This is a genomic window from Streptomyces sp. HB132 (assembly GCF_016909575.1).
Lineage (GTDB): Bacteria > Actinomycetota > Actinomycetes > Streptomycetales > Streptomycetaceae > Streptomyces.
Map to the genome: position 1 here is coordinate 694779 of NZ_JAFBGA010000001.1, position 20410 is coordinate 715188.

18 protein-coding genes are annotated in these 20410 nt (G+C 70.9%); 15 read left to right on the forward strand and 3 right to left on the reverse strand.

Annotated elements, in window-relative coordinates:
* Positions 1-27: 27 nt before the first annotated feature.
* Both JOC24_RS03420 and JOC24_RS03425 read right to left on the reverse strand, forming a co-directional pair.
* Entirely contained in the window at positions 28-1650 is a 1623-nt protein-coding gene (locus tag JOC24_RS03420; RefSeq protein WP_205018564.1) for an N-acyl-D-amino-acid deacylase family protein, read from the reverse strand.
* Positions 1651-1690: 40 nt separating this feature from the next.
* Positions 1691-2992, reverse strand: coding sequence for an alanine racemase (locus JOC24_RS03425; protein WP_205018565.1), 1302 nt, complete (start codon positions 2990-2992; stop codon positions 1691-1693).
* A gap of 138 nt (positions 2993-3130) precedes the next feature.
* On the opposite strand from JOC24_RS03425, the gene JOC24_RS03430 reads away from it, so the two are divergent.
* The 5 genes from JOC24_RS03430 to JOC24_RS03450 all read left to right on the forward strand — a co-directional run bounded on the left by JOC24_RS03430 (position 3131) and on the right by JOC24_RS03450 (position 8462).
* A complete protein-coding gene (locus JOC24_RS03430) occupies positions 3131-4189 on the forward strand; it encodes a sugar kinase (RefSeq protein ID WP_205018566.1) in 1059 nt (352 codons plus the stop codon).
* A complete protein-coding gene (locus JOC24_RS03435; protein ID WP_205018567.1) occupies positions 4186-4944 on the forward strand; it encodes an IclR family transcriptional regulator in 759 nt (252 codons plus the stop codon). The genes JOC24_RS03430 and JOC24_RS03435 overlap by 4 nt, the downstream gene beginning before the upstream one ends.
* 6 nt (positions 4945-4950) lie before the next feature.
* On the forward strand, positions 4951-5361 hold the full coding sequence (locus tag JOC24_RS03440; RefSeq protein WP_205018568.1) for a RidA family protein: 411 nt from the start codon (positions 4951-4953) through the stop codon (positions 5359-5361).
* A gap of 174 nt (positions 5362-5535) precedes the next feature.
* The gene (locus JOC24_RS03445; RefSeq protein WP_205018569.1) at positions 5536-7008 is read left to right on the forward strand and encodes a GntP family permease; all 1473 of its coding nucleotides are present in this window, start codon (positions 5536-5538) and stop codon (positions 7006-7008) included.
* A 92-nt stretch (positions 7009-7100) separates the two neighbouring features.
* Entirely contained in the window at positions 7101-8462 is a 1362-nt protein-coding gene (locus JOC24_RS03450) for an Nramp family divalent metal transporter (protein WP_205018570.1), read from the forward strand.
* Between the two features lie 82 nt (positions 8463-8544).
* Here the strand turns inward: JOC24_RS03450 and JOC24_RS03455 are convergent, their stop codons facing one another.
* Positions 8545-10278 (reverse strand): chitinase, encoded by a 1734-nt coding sequence (locus JOC24_RS03455; RefSeq protein WP_205018571.1) that lies wholly within the window; start codon positions 10276-10278, stop codon positions 8545-8547.
* Positions 10279-10838: 560 nt separating this feature from the next.
* On the opposite strand from JOC24_RS03455, the gene JOC24_RS03460 reads away from it, so the two are divergent.
* From JOC24_RS03460 to JOC24_RS03505, 10 genes are all read left to right on the forward strand, one after another.
* Positions 10839-11705: a hypothetical protein gene (locus JOC24_RS03460; RefSeq protein WP_205018572.1), complete on the forward strand. Its 867-nt coding sequence runs from the start codon at positions 10839-10841 to the stop codon at positions 11703-11705.
* An 84-nt stretch (positions 11706-11789) separates the two neighbouring features.
* Complete coding sequence (gene cpaB / locus JOC24_RS03465) at positions 11790-12494, forward strand: Flp pilus assembly protein CpaB (protein WP_205018573.1); 705 nt, start codon at positions 11790-11792, stop codon at positions 12492-12494.
* A gap of 7 nt (positions 12495-12501) precedes the next feature.
* Positions 12502-13773 carry an AAA family ATPase gene (locus JOC24_RS03470; protein WP_205018574.1) on the forward strand — a complete coding sequence of 424 codons (1272 nt, stop codon included), beginning with the start codon at positions 12502-12504 and terminating at the stop codon, positions 13771-13773.
* A complete protein-coding gene (locus tag JOC24_RS03475; RefSeq protein ID WP_205018575.1) occupies positions 13770-14186 on the forward strand; it encodes a TadE/TadG family type IV pilus assembly protein in 417 nt (138 codons plus the stop codon). Before JOC24_RS03470 ends, JOC24_RS03475 begins: the two co-directional genes overlap by 4 nt.
* A gap of 6 nt (positions 14187-14192) precedes the next feature.
* Positions 14193-14591 carry a TadE/TadG family type IV pilus assembly protein gene (locus JOC24_RS03480; protein WP_205018576.1) on the forward strand — a complete coding sequence of 133 codons (399 nt, stop codon included), beginning with the start codon at positions 14193-14195 and terminating at the stop codon, positions 14589-14591.
* A 30-nt stretch (positions 14592-14621) separates the two neighbouring features.
* A complete protein-coding gene (locus JOC24_RS03485; protein ID WP_205018577.1) occupies positions 14622-15959 on the forward strand; it encodes a CpaF family protein in 1338 nt (445 codons plus the stop codon).
* Positions 15960-15969: 10 nt separating this feature from the next.
* Positions 15970-16905 (forward strand): type II secretion system F family protein, encoded by a 936-nt coding sequence (locus JOC24_RS03490; protein WP_205018578.1) that lies wholly within the window; start codon positions 15970-15972, stop codon positions 16903-16905.
* A 13-nt stretch (positions 16906-16918) separates the two neighbouring features.
* Entirely contained in the window at positions 16919-17806 is an 888-nt protein-coding gene (locus JOC24_RS03495; RefSeq protein WP_205018579.1) for a DUF5936 domain-containing protein, read from the forward strand.
* Positions 17807-17817: 11 nt separating this feature from the next.
* Positions 17818-19137, forward strand: a complete 1320-nt coding sequence (locus JOC24_RS03500; protein ID WP_205018580.1) for a sensor histidine kinase — start codon at positions 17818-17820, stop codon at positions 19135-19137.
* Positions 19138-19224: 87 nt separating this feature from the next.
* Entirely contained in the window at positions 19225-20307 is a 1083-nt protein-coding gene (locus JOC24_RS03505) for a response regulator transcription factor (protein ID WP_205018581.1), read from the forward strand.
* Positions 20308-20410: the final 103 nt, after the last annotated feature.

The window sequence follows — 20410 nt, forward strand, 5'->3', positions numbered from 1 at the left end:
ATCCGGCCGCGCCCGGCCGGATTCCCCTCAGCTCCGTGCGCTGCCCGTGCCCCGGACCGCCCGGCCCGCCAGCGTGGAGGTCCGCTTCCCGTCCTCGATGACGAAGCGGCCGTCGATCAGCACGTGCGGGATGCCCACCGGGAGCGTGCGCGGCTCCTCGAACGTCGATCCGGCCGCCACCGTGGCCGGGTCGAAGAGGACCAGGTCCGCGCGGTACCCCTCGCGCACCTGCCCGCGGTCGGGGAGGCGCAGGCGGGCTGCCGGGCGGGAGGTGAGGTGGGCGACGCACTCCTCCAGCGGGAGGATGCCCAGCTCCCGTACGTACCGGCCGAGGTACTGGGGGAACGTGCCGTACGCGCGGGGGTGCGGCTTGTCGCCCTGGAGGATGCCGTCGCTGCCGCCGGTGTGCACCCGGTGGCGCATGATCTGCCGGACGTTCTCCTCGTGGCCGACGTGCTGGAGGATCGTCGTGCCCAGCCGGTCCTCGACGAGCAGCCGACGGGCCGTCACCCAGGGTTCCTCACCGCGCAGCGCGGCGGACTCGGCCACCGTACGGCCGACGTGGTCGGACAGGGCGGGTGAGCCCACGCCGGAGATCTCGATCCTGTCCCATTCGATCGGGACGCCGTGACAGCCGTCGGAGCCGAGGACCTCCACGTGATGACGGATCCGCTCCGCCGTCGCGTCGTCCGCGAGCCGGGTCAGGATCGACTCCGGACCGCCCTCGCTGGACCAGCTCGGCAGCATCGCCACGAGGGTCGTGCAGCCGGGGGTGTACGGATAGGTGTCCAGGGAGATGTCCGCGCCGGCCGCGAGGGCGTCGTCCAGGAGGGAGAGGAGCTCCGGGGCCTTGCCCTTGTTCACGCCGAAGTTCATCGTGGCGTGGGCGAGATGGAGGGCGCAGCCGGCGTCGCGGGTGAGCCGCACCATCTCCTCGTACGCCTGGAGGGCTCCGGCGCCGTACGAGCGGTGGTGGGGGCAGTAGTAGCCGTCGTGCGCCGCCACCACCCGGCACAGCTCGGTGAGTTCGGCGTCCTTCGCGTACATCCCGGGGGTGTAGGTCAGCCCCGAGGACATGCCGACCGCGCCCTCGGCCATGCCCTGGGCGACGAGCTCCTTCATGTGCTCCAGCTCGGCGGCGGTGGCGGGGCGGTCGTCCCAGCCCACCGCGAGCATGCGGACCGTGCCCTGCGGGATGAGGTAGGCGGCGTTGACGGCGATGCCCTGGCCGCCGAAGTTCCGGTCGAGGCGGTCCAGGTAGCCGCCGACGGTGCGCCAGTCGAAGTCGATGTCACTGCCGTCGCCGTTCCAGCCGGCGATGGAGCGGCGGACCTCGGCCAGGGTGCGGTCGTCGGCCGGGGCGTACGACAGTCCGTCCTGGCCGAGGACCTCCAGGGTGACGCCCTGGGCGGCCTTCGCGCTGTGGTCGGGGTCGCGCAGCAGGGCGAGGTCGCTGTGCGCGTGCATGTCGATGAAGCCCGGGGAGAGCGCGAGGCCGTCGGCGTCCAGGGCGCGGGGGGCGGTGGGGCGGGGCCCGTCGCCCTCGCGCCGGATCTCGGAGATCCGGCCGTCCGTGATGCCCACGTCGGCGCGGTAGGAGGGGGCGCCGGTGCCGTCGACGACGCGGGCGTCGCGGATGACCAGGTCCATGAGATGTGGCCTTTCGGGGTGGGGTGCGGCTCCGCCGGGATCAGAAGAAGGTGCGGATGTAGTCGGTGACGGTGCCGTCCGCCTCCACCAGCGGGATGAGCTGCCACTTGTCGAACGAGGTGCAGGGATGCGAGAGGCCCATGCCGATCCAGTCGCCGACCTCCAGCTCGGCGCCCGGCTCCGTGCGCACCCAGCCGTGCTGGTCGGACAGTCCGCTGACGGTGATGCCGGTGGCCGGCCGCACCGAGCCGTCGCGCGCGGAGCGGACGACCTGCGCCTCGGGGAGGTCCAGGTCGTAGGCCGCGTCGCGCTTGCCCGCGTTGACGAAGGCCTGCTCGGGGGTGGGGCGGGAGACGACCTGCGCCCAGAGCCGGAAGGCGGGCTGCAGCGTGCCCTCCTCGGGGATCCGGTTGAAGGGGGTGAGGTGGCGGTAGTGGCCGTCGTCGTGGCTGACGTACGCGCCGGAGCGCAGCAGCTTGAGGACGGGACGGCTCAGCTCGGGGACGTCGGCGAAGACGTCGGCGACCGCGTCGAACCACGCGCTGCCGCCCGCGCTGACCAGGATCTCCTCCCCGTCGGTGAGTGCGGTGAAGCGGCCGGCCGCGTCGAAGTCCGCTGCCAGCGCGACGAGTCGGCGCAGCCACTCCCGTACGCGCTCGGGGGAGGCGTCGGGCACCTCGCCCTCGTAACCGGCGACGCCCACCAGGCGCAGGGTGGCAGCGGCGGCCACCGCCTCGGCGACCGCCGCGCAGTCGGCCTCCGTACGGGCACCGGTGCGGGCGCCCTCACCGGCCCCGAGCTCCACCACGACGTCGACCGGGCGCACGGCGCCGGCCGCGCGCAGGGCCTCGTCCATCAGCTCGACGCCACGTACGGAGTCCACGTAACAGGCGAAGGCGAAGTCCGGGTCCGCGTCCAGTTCCCCGGCCAGCCAGCGCAGTGCCACCGCGTCGACGAGCTCGTTGGCGAGGAAGATCCGCCGGATTCCGTAGGCGCGGTACACGCGGGCCTGGTGGGGGACGGCGGCGGTGATGCCCCACGCGCCGTACTCCAGCTGTCGCGCGAACAGCTGCGGGGACATCGACGTCTTGCCGTGCGGCGCGAAAGCCAGGCCGTGCCGCTCCGCGTACGTCTCGAGCAGGGCGAGGTTGGCCTCGACCGACTCCGCGGACAGGGCCAGCACGGGAGTGGTGAAGCCGCCCGTGAAGAGGTTGCGGCGCTCGGCCGCGAGGGCGCCGACGGTCGTCCCTTCCGCGTCGGGTGGCAGCGCCTTGAAGCGGTGGTCGACCACTTCACCGGTGAGTGCCGTCACGGGCTGTTCGGCGGACTGCTGGGCGGCCAAGGGATCCTCCTCGGAAACGTCATCGTTGCATTCTCTGCAACGACCATTGCGCATATCGCTTAACGCTGTCTAACATCCTGGCCGATGCCGGGTCAATGGTGAACACCGGCGCCCACGGCCGACCAAGAGGAGCCCAGAGTGTCCGGATCCGCAGCCAGGACAGCCACCGCGGACGTCGTCTGCCTCGGCGAGTCCATGGTGACGTTCCTGCCCTCGCAGCCGGGCCGCCTCGCCGACGTCCCCTCCTTCGGCCGGGGCATCGGCGGCGCCGAGTCCAACGTCGCCTGCGCGCTCGCCGCCGCGGGCCACCGGGCGAAGTGGGTGGGCCGGGTCGGTGCCGACGGCTTCGGCGACCACCTCGTCGACACCATCGCCGGCTACGGGGTCGACACCTCGGCCGTGCGACGCGACCCGGGCCGCCCCACCGGCATCTACTTCCGCACCGCGACGGACCGGGCCACCGACACCCATGAGGTGGCCTACTACCGGGCCGGTTCCGCGGCCTCCGCGATGTCCCCGGACAACGCCCCGTACGAGGACCTCCTCGCCGCCCGCATCCTGCACCTGTCCGGCATCACCGCGGCACTCTCCTCCGACTGCCTGGCCCTCCTGGACGACCTCACCGCCCCGCGCGACGCCCGCCCGCTGATCTCCTTCGATGTCAACCACCGCCCCGGCCTGTGGCGCGACGGCGCGGCCGGCCCGGAGGTGCTGCTCGCCCTCGCCCGCCGCTGCGACCTCGTCTTCGTCGGCGAGGACGAGGCGGAGGAGGCCTGGGGGGTACACGGCACCGAGGCGGTCCGCGCGGCCCTGCCGGAGCCCTCCGTCCTCGTCGTGAAGCGGGGCTCGGACGGGGTCACGGTCTTCTCGCGGAGCGACGACGGCACTGAGGGGGACACCGTCACCACCGTGCCCTCCCTCAGCGTCGACGTCGTCGCCGCCGTCGGCGCGGGCGACGCCTTCGCCGCCGGATTCCTCTCCGCCACCCTGCGCGACCTGCCCGTCCGCGACCGGGCGCGGCACGGCCACCTCATGGCCGCCGCCGTCCTCACCGTCCCCGGCGACCTCACCGGGCCCCCGCCCCGCGCGTACGCCGACCGGCTCGCCGCCCTGGACGACGACGCCTGGGGCACACTTCGTCTCGGCCCCGGCTGGACACTCGCCGCCGGGGCGAACGAGGAGGTACGAGTCACATGAGCCAGACCGTCGACCGCGCGCTGAGCATCCTGCCGCTGCTCGCCCAGGGCCCCGCCGACCTCGGCCAGGTCGCCGAGCGGCTCGGCGTCCACAAGTCCACTGCGCTGCGCCTGCTCCGTACGCTCCACGAGCACGGCCTCGTCTACCGGCAGGAGGACCAGCGCTACCGCCTCGGCGCGCGACTGTTCGCCCTCGCGCAGGAAGCCGTCGAGAACCTCGACGTACGCGAGATCGCCCACAGCCACCTCGTCGCGCTCAACGAGCAGTGCGGGCACACCATCCACCTCGCGGTGTACGAGGAGAACGAGGTCCTCTACATCGACAAGGTCGAGAGCCGCTACCCCGTGCGCATGTACTCGCGGATCGGCAAACCCGTCGCGATCACCGTCGCCGCGGTCGCCAAGCTGCTCCTCGCCGACCTCACCGAGCCCGAACGGCGCGCGATCGCCGAACGGCTCGACTACCCCATGTACACGTCCCGTTCGGTCCCGAACGCCGGTTCCTTCCTCAAGGAGCTCGCCGTCGTGCGCGAACAGGGATGGGCCACCGACCTGGGCGGCCACGAGGAGTCCATCAACTGCGTCGGCGCCCCCATCCGGGGCGCGGACGGGCGGGTCGTCGCCGCCATGTCGGTGTCCGCACCGAACGTGGTCGTCACGGCCGAGGAACTCCTCACCCTGCTCCCGCTGGTGCGCCGTACCGCGGACACCATCAGCCGGGAGTACTCCGGCACCACCCCCACCAAGAAAGCCTGAACCACCATGACCGAGAAGACCGCCCTCACCCCCAGCACCCACACCACGCCGCCCGCGAAGTTCTCGCACGGCGTGAAGAAGGGCAACATCCTCCAGGTCGCCGGCCAGGTCGGCTTCCTGCCCGCCGTCGAGGGCCAGGCCCCCACCCCGGCCGGCCCCACGCTGCGCGAGCAGACCCTGCAGACCTTCGCCAACGTCAAGGCGATCCTGGAGGAGGGCGGCGCGAGCTGGGACGACGTCATGATGATGCGCGTCTACCTCACGGACGTGGACCACTTCGCCGAGATGAACGCGATCTACAACGAGTACTTCGAGGAGCAGGGCCTCGCGGCCCCCGCCTCCGCACGTACGACGGTGTACGTCGGCCTGCCCAAGGGACTCCTCATCGAGATCGACGCCCTCGCGGTCCTCGGCTGAGCGTCGGGTCCGCTCACCCCGACGCGCCGAACCGGTGACCCCGGAACTCCCGGGCAGCCGGCTCCCCTGAACCGCTCGCCCCACGGCACGGCGCCCCACACCTTCCGCACACGGGCGCCGTGCCGCGCTCCCTCCTGCCCCGAAGGGCCCCGTCACCAACGGAGTTGACCGCTCATGCTGCTCGCCGCCGCCCCCGCACCCGAAGTGCCACCCCACACCGGTGGACTGCTCCTCCTGATCGGAGGGACTCCCGGTCTGCTGACCGTCGCCGCCCTGGGGATCGCGCTCCTGCTGTACCTGATCATCAAGGTCAGGCTGCAGCCGTTCGTCGCGCTGCTCGCCGTGTCCATAGCCGTCGGCCTGGGTGCCGGTCTCTCCGTCACCGAACTCTTCGGCACGGTCCAGAAGTCCGCCGCCGTCTCCGTCATCGAGTCCGGCATGGGCGGCATCCTCGGGCACGTCGCGATCATCATCGGCCTCGGCACGATGCTCGGCGCGATCCTGGAGGTGTCCGGCGGTGCGGAGGTCCTCAGCGCCCGGCTGCTGAACCTCTTCGGCGAGAAGCGCGCACCGCTCGCCATGGGCCTCACCGGCCTCATCTTCGGTATCCCGGTCTTCTTCGACGTCGGCATCTTCGTCCTCGCGCCGATCGTGTACGCCGCGGCCAAGCGCTCCGGCAAGTCCGTCGTCCTGTACGCGATGCCACTGCTGGCCGGCCTGTCCATGACCCACGCGTTCCTGCCGCCGCACCCCGGACCGGTCGCCGCCGCGGGCCTCTTCAACGTCTCGCTCGGCTGGGTCATCCTGATGGGCGTCCTCGTCGGCATCCCGTCCGTACTCGCCGCCTGGGTCTACGCCGCCTGGATCGGCAAGCGCATCTTCGTCGACGTACCGCAGGACATGGTCGAGGCCGCCGAGGAGTCCAAGGCCGCCGTCGTCGCCGAACAGCGCGCTGCCGGTGTCACCCCGCACGAGAAGCCCGTCCCGCTCGGCACCGTGCTCGCGATCATCGGCACCCCGCTGATCCTCATCCTGGCCGCGACGTTCTCCTCCATCGCGCTGGACCCGTCCACGCCGCGCTCCGTCATCGAGTTCTTCGGCAACCCGTTCGTCGCGCTGACCATCGCCCTGTTCCTCGCCTACTACCTGCTGGGCATCCGGCGCGGCTGGTCCCGCAAGTCCCTCGAGTCCGTCTCGACGTCCTCGCTGAAGCCCGTCGGCAACATCCTGCTGGTCGTCGGCGCGGGCGGGATCTTCGGTGCCGTACTCAAGGGAAGCGGCATCGCCGACGCGCTCGCCGACACCTTCAACGACGTCGGCCTGCCGGTCATCCTGCTCGCCTGGCTGATCTCCGTCGTCCTGCGGGTCGCGCAGGGCTCCGCGACGGTCGCGATCGTCACCACCGCCGGCATCGTCGTCCCGCTGGTCGAGGGCCAGGACATGTCGCAGGCCCACCTCGCGCTGATCATCATGGCGATCTCGGCGGGCTCCATCTTCGCCTCGCACGTCAACGACGGCGGATTCTGGATGGTCTCGAAGTACTTCGGCATCTCCGAGCGGGACACCCTGAAGACCTGGACGGTCCTGGAAACCGTCCTCTCGGTCGCCGGCTTCGTGGTCGCGGCGGCGTTGAGCCTGGTCATCTGAGGGACGTCCCCCTGACGCGCACGTCCCGTGACGGTGAACGGGGCGTGCGCGGACCCTTGTGTGATCCCCTTCTTTACGCTTCGTTGATCGACATGGCGGAGACAAGCGGAACTACAGAGTCAGGGCCCGGGGCAGGCGCCGGGGCAGGGACCGGCACAGCGGCCGGGGAGTCGGGCCCCGGCCCCCGGAAGTCCAGTTGGAAGTACATCGGACCCGGCATCGTCGTCGCGGCCACCGGCGTCGGAGCCGGGGACCTGGTCGCGACGCTCGTCGCGGGAAGCAAGTTCGGCTACACCCTCATGTGGGCGGCCGTCATCGGCTGCCTGGTCAAGATCTCCCTCGCGGAGGCGGTGGGCCGCTGGCACCTCGCCACCGGCCGCACCCTCTTCGACGGCTGGCGCACCCTCGGCGGGTGGACCACCGGCTACTTCGCGGTGTACGTCGTCATCTGGGGCTTCGTCTACGGAGCGACGGCCATGTCCTCCAGCGCCCTGCCCATCGTGGCGCTCTTCCCCGACGGCCCGGGCCTGAAGACCTGGGCGATCATCACCGGGCTGATCGGCCTGGTCTTCGTGTGGTTCAACCAGTACGCCGTCTTCGAGAAGGTCATGACGGTCCTGATCGGCGTCATGTTCGTCGTCGTGGTCTACGTCGCGATCCGCGTCGTACCGGACGTCGGCGCCTCCTTCGCAGGGCTGCTCCCCGTGCTGCCCGACGGATCGCTGGTCTACACCCTCGGGCTGATCGGAGGGGTCGGCGGCACCATCACCATGGCGGCGTACGGGTACTGGGTGAACGCCAAGGGATGGTCCGGACCGTCCTGGATGAAGGTGATGAGGATCGACAACAGGGTCGCCTACATCACGACCGGCATCTTCGTCGTGGCCATGCTCATCGTCGGCGCCGAACTGCTGCACTCCTCGCAGATCGCCCTGACCAAGGGCGACCGCGGGCTGATCGACCTCGGCGTGATCCTGGAGGACCGCTTCGGTGCGGGCACCGCGAAGCTGTTCCTCGTCGGCTTCTTCGCGGCTTCGTTCTCGTCGCTCATCGGCGTGTGGCACGGCGTGAGCCTGATGTTCGCCGACTTCGTGGAGCGGATCCGGGCCGGACGCGGTGACGCCGGCACGGAGAAGGCGGACGAGGGGAAGGCCGGCAGTGCGACGGTCGGCCGGCAGGAACGGTCCGTTCCCTTCCGCGCGTACCTGCTCTGGCTGACGTTCCCCCCGATGACGCTGCTGTGGCTGGACGAGCCCTTCGGCCTGGTCATCGGTTACGGCGTCCTGGGCGCGTTCTTCATGCCGTTCCTGGCCCTGACCCTGATCTGGCTCCTGAACTCCTCGCGTACGCCCAGGGAATGGCGCAACGGCTGGCTCAGCAACGGCATGCTGGGCGCGGCGGGACTGCTGTTCGTCGTGCTGTGCGTCCAGCAGGTGCGTGACCTGCCCTGGTGAACACGGTCCTGAGGTCCGTGACGACGGAGCGGCAGCGCCGGTGGCGGCGCTGCCGCTCCGTCGTCCTACGGGGCGGCGGGGTCTACGGCAGCCCGTGGACGTGCGGGCCGACCGCGTTCGACCAGGCGTTGCCCGCGGTCGCGTCCCAGTTGGTCGACCAGGTCATCGCGCCCCGCAGGTCCGGGTAGGTCCTGGAGGGCTTGAAGGAACCGCAGGAGGTGCCCTTGGCCAGGCAGTCCAGGGCCGCGTTCACGACGGACGGGGCGACGTAGCCGCTGCCCGCGCCGCGGGTCGAGGCGGGGACGCCGAGGCCGACCTGGGAGGGGGCGAGCCCGCCCTCCAGCTGGATGCAGGCGAGCGCGGTGAGGAAGTCCACCGAGCCCTGCGAGTAGACCTTGCCGTCGCAGCCCAGCATCGAACCGCTGTTGTAGTACTGCATGTTGACGACGGTCAGGATGTCCTTGATGTTGAGTGCCGTCTTGAAGTACTCACCGGACGTCGACTGCATGTCGATCGTCTGCGGCGCCATCGTGATGACGAGGCCGGAGCCCGCCTTCGACGACAGGGAACGCAGCGCCTTCGTCATGTAGGTGGAGTTGAGTCCGTTCTCGAGGTCGATGTCGACGCCGTTGAAGCCGTACTCCTGGATGAGCGCGTACACCGAGTCGGCGAACGCGGTGGCCGAGGCGTCGCTGTTGACGGCGACGGCCCCCTTCTCGCCTCCCACGGAGATGATGACGTTCTTGCCGGCGGCCTGCTTGGCCTTGATGTCGGCCTTGAACTGGCTGACGGTGTAACCGTTCAGCCCCGCCGAGTCCAGGTTGAAGGTGACGGCACCGGGCGTGGCCGTGGCGTCCGCGAAGGAGACGGCGATGATGTCGTAGTTCGCGGGGACGTCGCTGAGCTTCTGGACGGCGGCGCCGTTGTCGAAGTTCTGCCAGTAGCCGGTCACCGCGTGCTCGGGCACCGAGGTCACCGGACCGGGGCCCGGGTCGGTCGCCTTCGCCGTGCGCCCGCTGACGGTGGCCGACTTGACGGACTCACCGGCGGAGTTGGTCGCGCTGACGGAGAACTGGTACGCGGTGTCGGCGGCCAGCCCGGTCACCGTGGCGGAGGTGCCGGTGGAGGTGGTCGCCTTCGTGCCGCCCCGGTAGACGGTGTAGCCGGTGGCGCCGGAGACCGCGTTCCAGGACAGGGCCACGGAGGAGGACGTCGTCGCGCCGACCGTCAGCGCGGCGGGAGCGCCGGGGATCGCGGGCTCCGGGTCCGTTCCGCCGCCGCCGTCGGGGCCGGTCACCTGCACGTCGTCGGCGACGTAGGGGGCCTGGCCGTACCAGCCGTGGGTGTAGACGGTCACGGAGGTGGTGGAAGGACCGGTGGTGAAGCCGGTCCTCAGCTGGGTCCAACCGCTGGAGCCGGGCGTCCAGGTGGAGACGTCGGTCGTGCCCGTGCCGCTGACGCCGAGGTAGGCGTAACCGCCCTGCGCCCAGGAGCTGAGCGCGTAGGTGGAGTTCGGCTTCACGGCCACGGTCTGCGTGCACTTGGCGTTGTCCTGCCCGGCCGGGGTGGCCTTGAGCGCCGAGGTGCCGCCGTGCACGGGGGAGGAGACGGTGGTGCCGCTGCCGCCGGAACAGGTCCAGTTGGCGAGCCCGGACTCGAATCCGGCGTTCTTGGCCACGTTGACGTCGGCGGCCTGTGCGGAGCCGGAGAGCCCGGTGACGGCCAGCGCTCCGGCCGCGACGACGGCGACGGCTCCGCCGAGGAGCGGCCGGACCCGGCGTCTTCTGTGCCTGCTGCTGCCTGCGGAGCGTTCCACTTGCTGCCTCCGGTGGGGGAGTTGGGGGTGCTGGCGGGGGAACGGTGGCCACCGTTGGCCGATAAACTGGTCCAGACCAATCAAGTTGTCAAGACCTGTGGCGTTCCGGGTGTGCGGGGCGGGGGGATCCGGGGTGCCGGACCCTCTCGGCGCTCACCTTCGGGTGACCGCTCGGTGGCTCCCGGGTAACACCCGCACGGGTGACACGGTCCGGTGCCGGGAATGTGACGGAGCGGATATCGCGGGGGCCGGGGAATGCGGGCCGGGTCCGCGCTGACCAGCGCGGATGAATTCTCTCGGATTCCAAACCCGAGGGGGCGGGGTAACTCTGCGCAGTGGTGCAGGAGTTAACGGCTCTGCTTTTCGTCCGATTTCGTACGGAGGCGTTGCGAACGCGTGTGCCGTACGACTTCGTACTGGGTTCCGATAACTGTTCTCTGCCTGGTATGACGTGGTTAAAGTGCTGGGGAAGAAGCACGGAGCAGGAGCGAAGTGCGGCCGGAGTCACCCCCGACGACGGCCGGTGCCGAACGGGGAAGAGCGTGCCGACCGCAATAGCAGTGACCAGTGCTGATCTGGTGCTACCGCCGACCGATCAGCAGACGCCCACAGCGGCCCATCTGCAGGCACCCGAAACCCAGCCCCTCGATCTCGCGATCGGCGACATGAACCTGCTCCTGGAGCAGCACGGCCACGTGGTCGCGGTCTACCCCACGGGCATCAGCCCCGCCCACGAACGCAGGCTGCACGCCATCCGGTCCGTGCTGGAGAGCGACCGCATCGCCCTGCTCAAGGTGGACCTGCCGCCGCTGGGTGTGGCCGTACTGGTGCGTCAGCTGCGGCAGTTGTCCGTCTGCGACTTCAGCCCGGGGGTGGTGGCCTCGGCGGCGCGGCTGCTCACCCACTACATCCGCGCCGGGGCCCTGCTGAACTCGGTGGCGAGGCTCGACCGTGTTCCCGTCAGCCTCAAGACGCACGCCAGGTCATGGGTGCCCGGCTCGATGTTCGCCGTCATCGCCGGCCCCGACCCCCAGCTGATCAGGATCGGTCCGGCCGTCGAACCGCCGGCCGGACCTCCGTTCGCCACCCAGCTGCTGATCGCCAGGGGGCAGCTGGCATCCGACTGGGTCCGGGAGACCCTCGCTCCGGCCTGGGGGGTGCAGGCCGTCCAGGAGTGCACGCTGCCCTCCGCCTCGCCCCGCTGGTGGGGCACGGGGAAGGTGGTCGAGTTCGCCTCCTTCCTCCCGGACATCTCCGTGGTCTACCAGCTCGTCGCCTCCGTGCGGCGGGAGAAGTGCCACTGGTGCGGGATGGAACTCATCGGCGACCGCTGCGGGTTCTGTTCCTCCCCGCTGGCTCCGGCGGGGAACCGCGTGCCCTCCCCGCGCGCTCTCAGCCGTGGAGCGCCCGCCCCACCCGGCTCCTAGGGCGCCCGGGGCTCTCCGCAGGCACCGCGCGCCACCCTCCGTCCGCTGCTCCACGCACCCGAATCGAACGAGGTTGTCCGGCCCATGAACTCCCGCCAGCGCCGCGGCGTCATACTCCTGCTCCTCTCGGTCCTGTGTGCCTTCGGCGCCTTCGCCGGGGTGCTCTCGGTGATCAGCGACGTCAACTCGAAGGTCGGGCCCGAGGTCGACGCCTACCGCCTCAAGACGAACGTGGCCCCCTACAAGGCACTGAACGCCGGGCAGTTCGAGAAGGTCTCCATGCCCGAACGCTGGCTGTCGGACAACGCCGTCACGGACATCGACGAGGTCGACGGCAAGATCGCCGTGACCCAGCTGCGGGAGGGCTCCCTGATGCAGTCGGACATGATGGTGAAGAGCCCCGAACTGCGGCCGGGCGAACAGGAGATCGCCATCATGATCGACGCCGCGACGGGAGTGGCGGGCAAGATCCGGCCGAACGACAGGGTGAACATCTACGCCACGTTCGCGGGCGAGCAGGACGGTGCGGCGTCCCAGTCCAAGGTGATCGTCTCCAACGCGAAGGTCCTCGACGTCGGTGAGCTGACGGCGCTGGAGCCGAAGAGGGACGACAGGAACCGGGCGTCCGAGGCCGTGCCGATCACGTTCGCCCTCAACACCCTCGACACCCAGCGCGTCGCCTACGCCGAGTCCTTCGCCCAGCACGTCCGTCTCGCACTGATCGCTCCGGGCAGCGACGGCACCATCAGCCCGGGCGACCGGACCTACACGCTCGACAAGGACAAGTGAGGATGGGATGACCACCAGAATCCTCCCGGCCGTCGGTGACGCCGACGCGGCCAGGTCCGTGACCACCCTGCTGAGCCAGCTGCCCGACGCGGAGCCGGCCGCGCCGGTCGGTGACTCGACGCAGCTCATCGACACCCTCGCCCGCCTCGCCGGCGAGGCCGTCGAGGAGCTGCCCGAAGTCGTGCTGGTCCATGAGCTGATCGGCCCGGTGCCCGCGCTGGAGCTGATCCGGGAGGTCTCCCTCCGCTTCCCCGCCGTAGGGGTCGTGCTGATCACCACCGACGCGAGTCCCGGGCTCTTCGCCGCGTCCATGGACGCGGGAGCACGGGGTCTGGTCACCCTCCCCCTCGGCTACGAGGAACTCGTCAACCGTGTGCAGGCCGCCGCGCAGTGGTCCACGGGTGTACGGCGCCATCTGGGCTCCGGCGGCGATGTGTTCACCGGACCCGGCGGCACGGTCGTCACGGTCACCGGAGCGAAGGGCGGGGTCGGGACGACCGTCACAGCCGTACAGCTGGCCCTCGCCGCACAGGCTTCCGGGCACACGGCCGCGCTCGTCGACCTGGACCTCCAGGCCGGCGACATCGCCGCCTATCTCGACGTGCAGTTCCGGCGTTCCGTGGTCGACCTGGCCGCCATCGCCGACATATCCCCGCGGGTCCTCTCCGACGCCGTCTTCTCGCACGACACCGGCCTGGCCCTGCTGCTGGCGCCGGGGGAGGGCGAACGCGGCGAGGAGGTCAGCGACCGCTCGGCCCGCCAGATCGTCAGCGCCCTGCGCTCGCGCTACGAGGTCGTCGTGATCGACTGCGGCAGCCAGATGAGCGGGGCCAACGCCGCGGCGATCGAGATGGCCGACACCGCGGTGCTGGTGACGACACCGGACGTCGTCGCCGTGCGGGGTGCCAAACGCATCGTACGGATGTGGGACCGGCTCCAGATCCGCAAGGCCGAGGAGACGCTCACACTCGTCAACCGGTTCAACCGCAACACGGAGATCCAGCCGGCCCTGATCCAGCGGATCACCGGGACCCGGATGGCGGGCACGGTGGTACCGGCGAACTTCAAGGAGCTCCAGGGCGCGGTGGACTCCGGCCGGATGCACGAACTGGACCCGCGCTCCAGCGTGAAGCAGGCCCTCTGGGCCCTGGCCGGGGAGATCGGACTCGTGAAGCCCTCCCCGGGAGAGTCGCGCGCGGGCACACCGCGCGGCGACCGGGGCTCGATCGGAGGCCGCAGGCGCAGGGGCGGCACGGCCGGCGGGGGAGGCCGGCAGTGAAGGGACACGGGGGAGAGCCGGGCCGGATACGGGCAAGGCTGCGCGACGAACGCGGCCAGCTGAGCGTCGAGTTCACCGGGATGGTGCCGATCATCCTGGTGACGCTGGTGCTGCTGTGGCAGGCCGTACTGGTGGGCTACACCTTCACCCTGGCGAGCGGCGCGGCGGACGAAGGCGTACGCAGCGCGGTCGCCGCGGACGGCGGCGAACGGTGGAGCAGATGCGAGGCCGCCGTGAACGAGAGGCTCCCCGGGGCCTGGGAGGGATCCGCGGAGATCCGCGACTGCGGGTCCGAAGGAGACGACATGGTGAGCGTCAGCATCACGCTGAAGGCACCCGTCCTGTTCCCGGGCTTCGCCAGTCTCCCCATTCCCGTCACGGCCACGGCCGGCGCTGCCGCGGAAGGGAAGTGACGCGTCATGGAACCCTTACGAACCCCACGCGCGGCCGGTCCGGGCCGGGGCGGGCGCGGGGACCGGGGGTCGACCGCCGTCGAGTACCTGGGCTTCCTCCCCGTCCTCATCCTCATCGGCCTCGCCGGCATCCAGCTCGGCCTGATCGCCTACACCGCGCAGCAGGCGGGCACCGGCGCGAGGGCCGCCGCCCGTACGGCCGCGCAGGAGGACGTGTCCGGCTCGTACGCCCGGGTCGCCAAGGCGTCCATGACCGGCTGGGTCGCCGAGCGGGCCCGGATCTCGGCGCCCTCCGGAGAGGACGCGGTCACGGTCACGGTGACCGTCCCGATCCCGGACGTCCTGCTCGGCCTGCTCGGTGACCGGACCGTCGAGAAGTCCGCCACCATGCCCCGCGACGACTGAGCGCACCCATCTCATCCGAGGAGTACCGCCATGAGCCTGCGGGCACGCATCACCGCCCCCGAGGAGCGCGGAGGGGGACGGGAGGACGGCCACCTGGTCGCCACGTACCGCGCGAAGCTCCTCGAGGAGATCGACCTCGCGGAGATGTCCTCGCTGGCCGCCACCGACCGCCGGGCCCGGCTGGAACGCGTGCTGGGCCACATCATCAGCCGCGAGGGGCCGGTCCTCTCCACCGCCGAGCGCTCCCAGCTCATCAGGCGCGTCGTCGACGAGGCGCTCGGGCTCGGCGTACTGGAACCACTCCTGGAGGACGCCTCCATCACGGAGATCATGGTCAACGGACCCGACCAGATCTTCGTCGAGCGTGCGGGCAGGGTCGAGCAGCTCCCGATGCGCTTCGCCAGCCACGAACAGCTCATGCAGACGATCGAGCGCATCGTCTCCACGGTCAACCGGCGCGTCGACGAGGCCAATCCGATGGTCGACGCCCGTCTTCCCAGCGGCGAGCGCGTCAACGTCATCATCCCGCCGCTCTCGCTCACCGGCGCGACGCTCACCATCCGGCGCTTCCCCAGGTCCTTCACGCTCCAGGAGATGATCGGCTTCGGCTCGCTGGACCAGCAGATGCTGCTGCTGCTCGCCGGGCTCGTCCAGGCCAGGTTCAACGTGATCGTCTCCGGGGCCACGGGCACGGGGAAGACCACCCTGCTCAACGCGCTCTCCGGACTCATCCCCGACGGCGAACGCATCGTCACCATCGAGGACTCGGCCGAACTCCAGCTGCAGCAGAACCACGTGATCCGGCTGGAGTCGCGGCCCGCGAACGTGGAGGGCAAGGGCCAGGTCACCATCCGCGACCTGGTCCGCAACTCCCTGCGCATGCGCCCGGACCGCATCGTCGTCGGTGAGGTCCGAGGCGGAGAGGCACTGGACATGCTCCAGGCGATGTCGACCGGCCACGACGGTTCGCTCGCCACCGTGCACGCCAACAGCGCCGAGGACGCGCTGATGCGACTCCAGACCCTCGCGTCGATGTCCGAGATCAAGATCCCCTTCGAGGCCCTGCACGACCAGATCAACAGCGCCGTGGACGTGATAGTCCAGCTGACCAGGCACGCCGACGGTACCCGGAAGGTCACCGAGATCGCGGTGCTCGACTCGCACGGGCGCGCCCCCTACCGGATCGTCACCGTCGCCCGGTTCGCGGCCCGGCCGATGGACGTCGACGGCGTGGTCCACGGCGAGTTCCAGGCCCTCCCGCTCCCGCGTCGTGTCGCCGACCGGCTCTTCATGGCCGGACAGCCGATCCCCCAGGCCTTCGGGGTCGCTCCGTCAGACGAATACCTCGCCACCCGAGAGGCCGGATAGGTACCCCGACATGGACAATCTCGCACCGCTCACCATCGGTGTCACGCTGCTGTGCTGCGTACTCGGCGTCATGGGCCTGCACGCGTACACCTCGGGCAGGGCCCAGCGCGAGGCCCTCGTCGACCGGCTCTCCTCGACGGGTCAGGCCGAGACGGGTCCGCAGCGCCGGTTCCGGGGGATCGACCGCCGCCTGCGCCGCACGAAACCGGGCAGGAGGATCGAGCTGAAGCTCGCCGCCACCGGCCTCGACGTCACCCCCGGCGAGTACTTCCTCTACGTCATGGCCTCGGTGGCGGCACTGTGGCTGATCGCGGCGTCCGTCCTGGCGGCGTTCTTCGGTCCGCTGGCCGGGCTCGCCGGGATCTGGAGCGCCAACACCTTCCTGAACTGGCACCGCGCCAAGCGCACCGAGGCGTTCATCGGCCAGCTGCCGGAGATCTCACGGGTCCTGGCCAACGCCACCCAGGCAGGTCTCTCCCTGCGCACCTCCATCGCCATGGCCGCCGACGAGCTGGAGGCGCCCGCCGGTGACGAACTCCGTATCGTCGCCGACCAGCTGGGCGTGGGCCGCACCCTCGACGACGCACTGGACGAGCTCGCCACCCGCCTGCCCTCCCGCGAACTGGTCGTCCTCGTCGCCACGCTGATCCTCTCCAACCGGGCCGGAGGCCAGGTCGTCTCCTCGCTGCGCAACCTCACCATCACCCTGGAGGAACGCAAGGAGACCCGGCGCGAGGTCCGCACCCAGCTGTCACAGATCAATGCCACCGCCTACGCCGTCCCGGCCATCGGCGTCGGCGCGATGCTCCTCGTCAACGCGATCCTCCCCGGGGCACTCGACCGTATGACGGGATCGTTCGCCGGCCAGATCGCCGTCATCGTCTCGCTCGGCCTCTACGCCGTCGGCTTCGTCGCCATCCGCCGCATTTCCAAGATCGATATCTGAGGAGGGGACCGGTATGGAACTGCTGCTCGCGCTCGTCGTCGGCCTCAGTGTGCTCGGCGTCTTCAAGGGGGTGCGGATGTACCGCTCCGAGGCCACCCTCCCCGGTGACCTCGCCCTCGCCCTGGAGGTCGGCTCGACCCGCACCACCGCGGTGGGCTCCGGAATCGACCGGCTCGGCATGCGCTGGGCGCCCCTGGTGCTCCGCGCGATGGGACCGAAGCGGGTCAACGAGAAGCGCCGCAAGATCGACATGGCCGGCAACCCCGGCGGCCTCACCATCGACCGTTACGCCGCCCGCCGGGCCGTCTACAGCGCCCTCGGCGGTTTCGCCGCGTTCGTGATGCTCACCGGCGGCCGGATCTTCATGGCGCTCCTCATGGTCGCCTTCGGCCTCTTCTGGGGCGAGGTCGGCATCTGGGCCGCCGTCCGCAAACGCAGGGACGACATCGACCGCACCCTTCCCGACTTCCTGGACGTCCTCGCCGTCGTCGTCTCCGCCGGCCTCGGATTCCGGCAGGCACTGGACCGGGTGTCCGAGAAGTACAAGGGCCCGTGGGCCGACGAGCTCCGCATCACCCTGCGGCAGATGGACATGGGCGTCAGCCGCCGCCAGGCCTTCGACGAACTGCGCAGACGCAACGACTCCGAACAGGTCGCCATGTTCGTCACCGCACTCCAGCAGGGCGAGGAACTCGGCGCCCCGATCGTGGACACCCTCATCGCCATCGCCAACGACATGCGCCGCACCGACGCGCAGAACGCCCGGCGCAAGGCGGCCAAGGCGGTCCCCAAGGCGACCCTGATGGTCACCACCTTCATGATCCCCGCGACCGTGCTCCTCATGGGCGCCGCCATGCTGCTCGGATCCGGCACCGACTTCGGATCCCTGACGGGCGAGTGAGCGACCGGCCGATGCGCATCTCCCTGCAGCCGGAACCCGATCCGGAGCCCACGGACCCCCGCCGCACCCTGTCCACCCCGGCGGGCCCGGCCCCCACGGTGTCCATCCAGGTCAACGCCCTCCAGGCGCTGGCCCGGCAGGTGTTCCTCTTCCGGCTCGCCATGATCACCATCGGCACACCGCAGGCGGCCGGCAACAGCGCCCCAGGTCTCGCCGGCTGGCTCGTGGGATCGGCCGTCGTGGTGACGTTCGTCGGCTCGTACGCCCTCTTCCGCGACTGGGAACGCTTCGGGCCGCTCCTCGTGCGATACCCGCTGCTCCTCGGCGTGGACATGGTGTTCGGCGCGCTGCTCCTGTTCACCGCCACCCCGGAGTCGACCCTCGGCTACGCGGTCGTCTGCACCCCGCTGCTCGCCGGACTGCTCTACGGCTGGCGGGTCGCCGGCATCTTCGCCGCCCTGCAGTGCCTGATCCTGGCAGCGGCCTACGGCGTCGACCACCACCCCCAGTCCAGCCTGGCCGACGTGCTCCTCCTCCCCGGTTTCTGCGTCCTCGCGGGAGCCGCCGGCGTCACTCTGCGGAATCTGATGCTCCGGGTCGGAGCGGCCAGCCAGGCACTGACGGAGGCCCGGGCGCGCCTCGCCGTCAGCGCCGCCGTCGAGGACGAACGCGCCCGCCTCGCCCGCGAGATGCACGACTCCGTCGCGAAGACCCTGCACGGTCTGGCCCTGGCGGCCGACGGTCTGGCCCAGTCCTCGGGGCACACGGACCCGCTCACCGTCAGACACCAGGCGGAACTGGTGGCCCGGTCCGCCCGCCGGGCCGCCGCCGAATCCCGTGAGCTCCTCTCCGACCTGCGCCGCGACTCGGGGCTGGACGGAGGCATCGACCTCATCACCGAACTCCGCGGCAGGACAGAGGACTTCAACCGGCGCCATGGGATGAACACGGTGTTCCGCACCCTCGGCGACACACCGGTGCCCCTGGTCCCCCCGGTCGTCGCCCGACAGTTGCTCACCGTGGCCTCCGAAGCGATGGAGAACGCCAACCGTCACGCCCACCCCACCTATCTCGTCGTACTCGCCGGCATCAAGGGCGACGTCCTGCGCGTCAGCGTGTACGACGACGGCAAGGGGCTGCCCACGGGGCTCGCCCTCGACGACCTGAGGCGGGCCGGCCACTTCGGGCTCGTCGGCATGGTCGAACGCGCGGCCTCGATCGGTGCCCGCATCCGCATCGGCAAGGGGCGGGCCGCCAAGGGGACCGAGGTCCGCGTGGAACTGCCGACCGCGGCTCTCGCCCCACCCGGGACGGCGGCCGCGGACCCGTGACCGCACGTGCACGTCGGCCGAATATCTCCGCTCCGCCCCGCAGCCCCCGTACCTTCGTCACCACGACACCTGAGAGGAGGTCGCAGAATGCCGGACGACGTCTCCCGTATGTCGGGCCAGGACCGGGCGGCACAGAGTCACACCCCCCGGTCCACGTCCTCGCGCGACACCCCGCTCGGCCCGGAGCCCAGCTCCCCCGCGTTCCCGGCCACCCGGATCCCTCCGGACCTTCAGCAGCCGATGCCCGCGTTCCCCGCCGCCCCCGCCGCACCGGCCCCCGGGCCCCTGCGGGTCGTGGTCGCGGACGACAACCCCGTCGTCCGTGCGGGGCTCGGTGTCCTGCTCGGCGGCCGCGCGGACATCGAGGTCGTGGCGGAGGCGGCCGACGGACGCGAGGCCTACGACGCCGCCGTACGCCACCGCCCGGACGTCATCCTGCTCGACGTGCGGATGCCCGGGGTGGACGGCATCTCCGCACTGCCACACCTGGTGCGGGTTGCACCCGTGATGATGCTGACGTACAGCCGCGAGAGCGACATCGTGCACGAGGCGCTGCGCCTGGGCGCGGGCGGCTACCTGGTCCACGGCGAGTTCACCGCCGACGAACTGGTGCAGTCCGTACGCGACACGAAGAGCGGCCGGGCCCCCTTCACCGCCACAGCGGCCAACGCGCTCCTGGCCCAGGTGCGCCAAGGGGCGGGCGGGCATCCGAGGCAGCTCCCGGAGGGGCTCGGGGCAGCACTGGCGGCGTCCGGCCCGTCCGACGGGCCCGGCTCTCCGGCACAGCCCCCGGAGAGCGGCGCCCAGGCAGCACCGGCGCCGGTGCTGCCCTCGGTGCGACCGGCAGGACGTCCGCGAAGCCTTTCGCGACTGCAACCCCGTGTGGCACAGTCTTCGTCCGACAGCGGAAACATCCGGCCGCAGGCGCTCAACAGGCAGCAGTACGACCTGAGTTCACGGGAGGCGGAGGTCATGGAGCTCATCTCCTCGGGCATGAACAACCAGCAGATCGCCGCCACCTGTTTCATCAGCGAGAAGACCGTCAAGAACCACATCAACAGGATCTTCACCAAGCTGCACAGCACCAGCCGCAGCGAGGCGATAGCCCGGTGGCTCGGCACGGCACCGGGCCCGGGTCCTGGACCGAGGGGGACAGACAGCCATGGCTGAACGGGGGAGACGCCCCACGACGGGAGCGGTACGCGCCGGACGCCAGGCGCAACGACCGTTTTGGGCCCGGGCTTGGGCCCTGGGGCCCTCCGCCGGAGGGGCC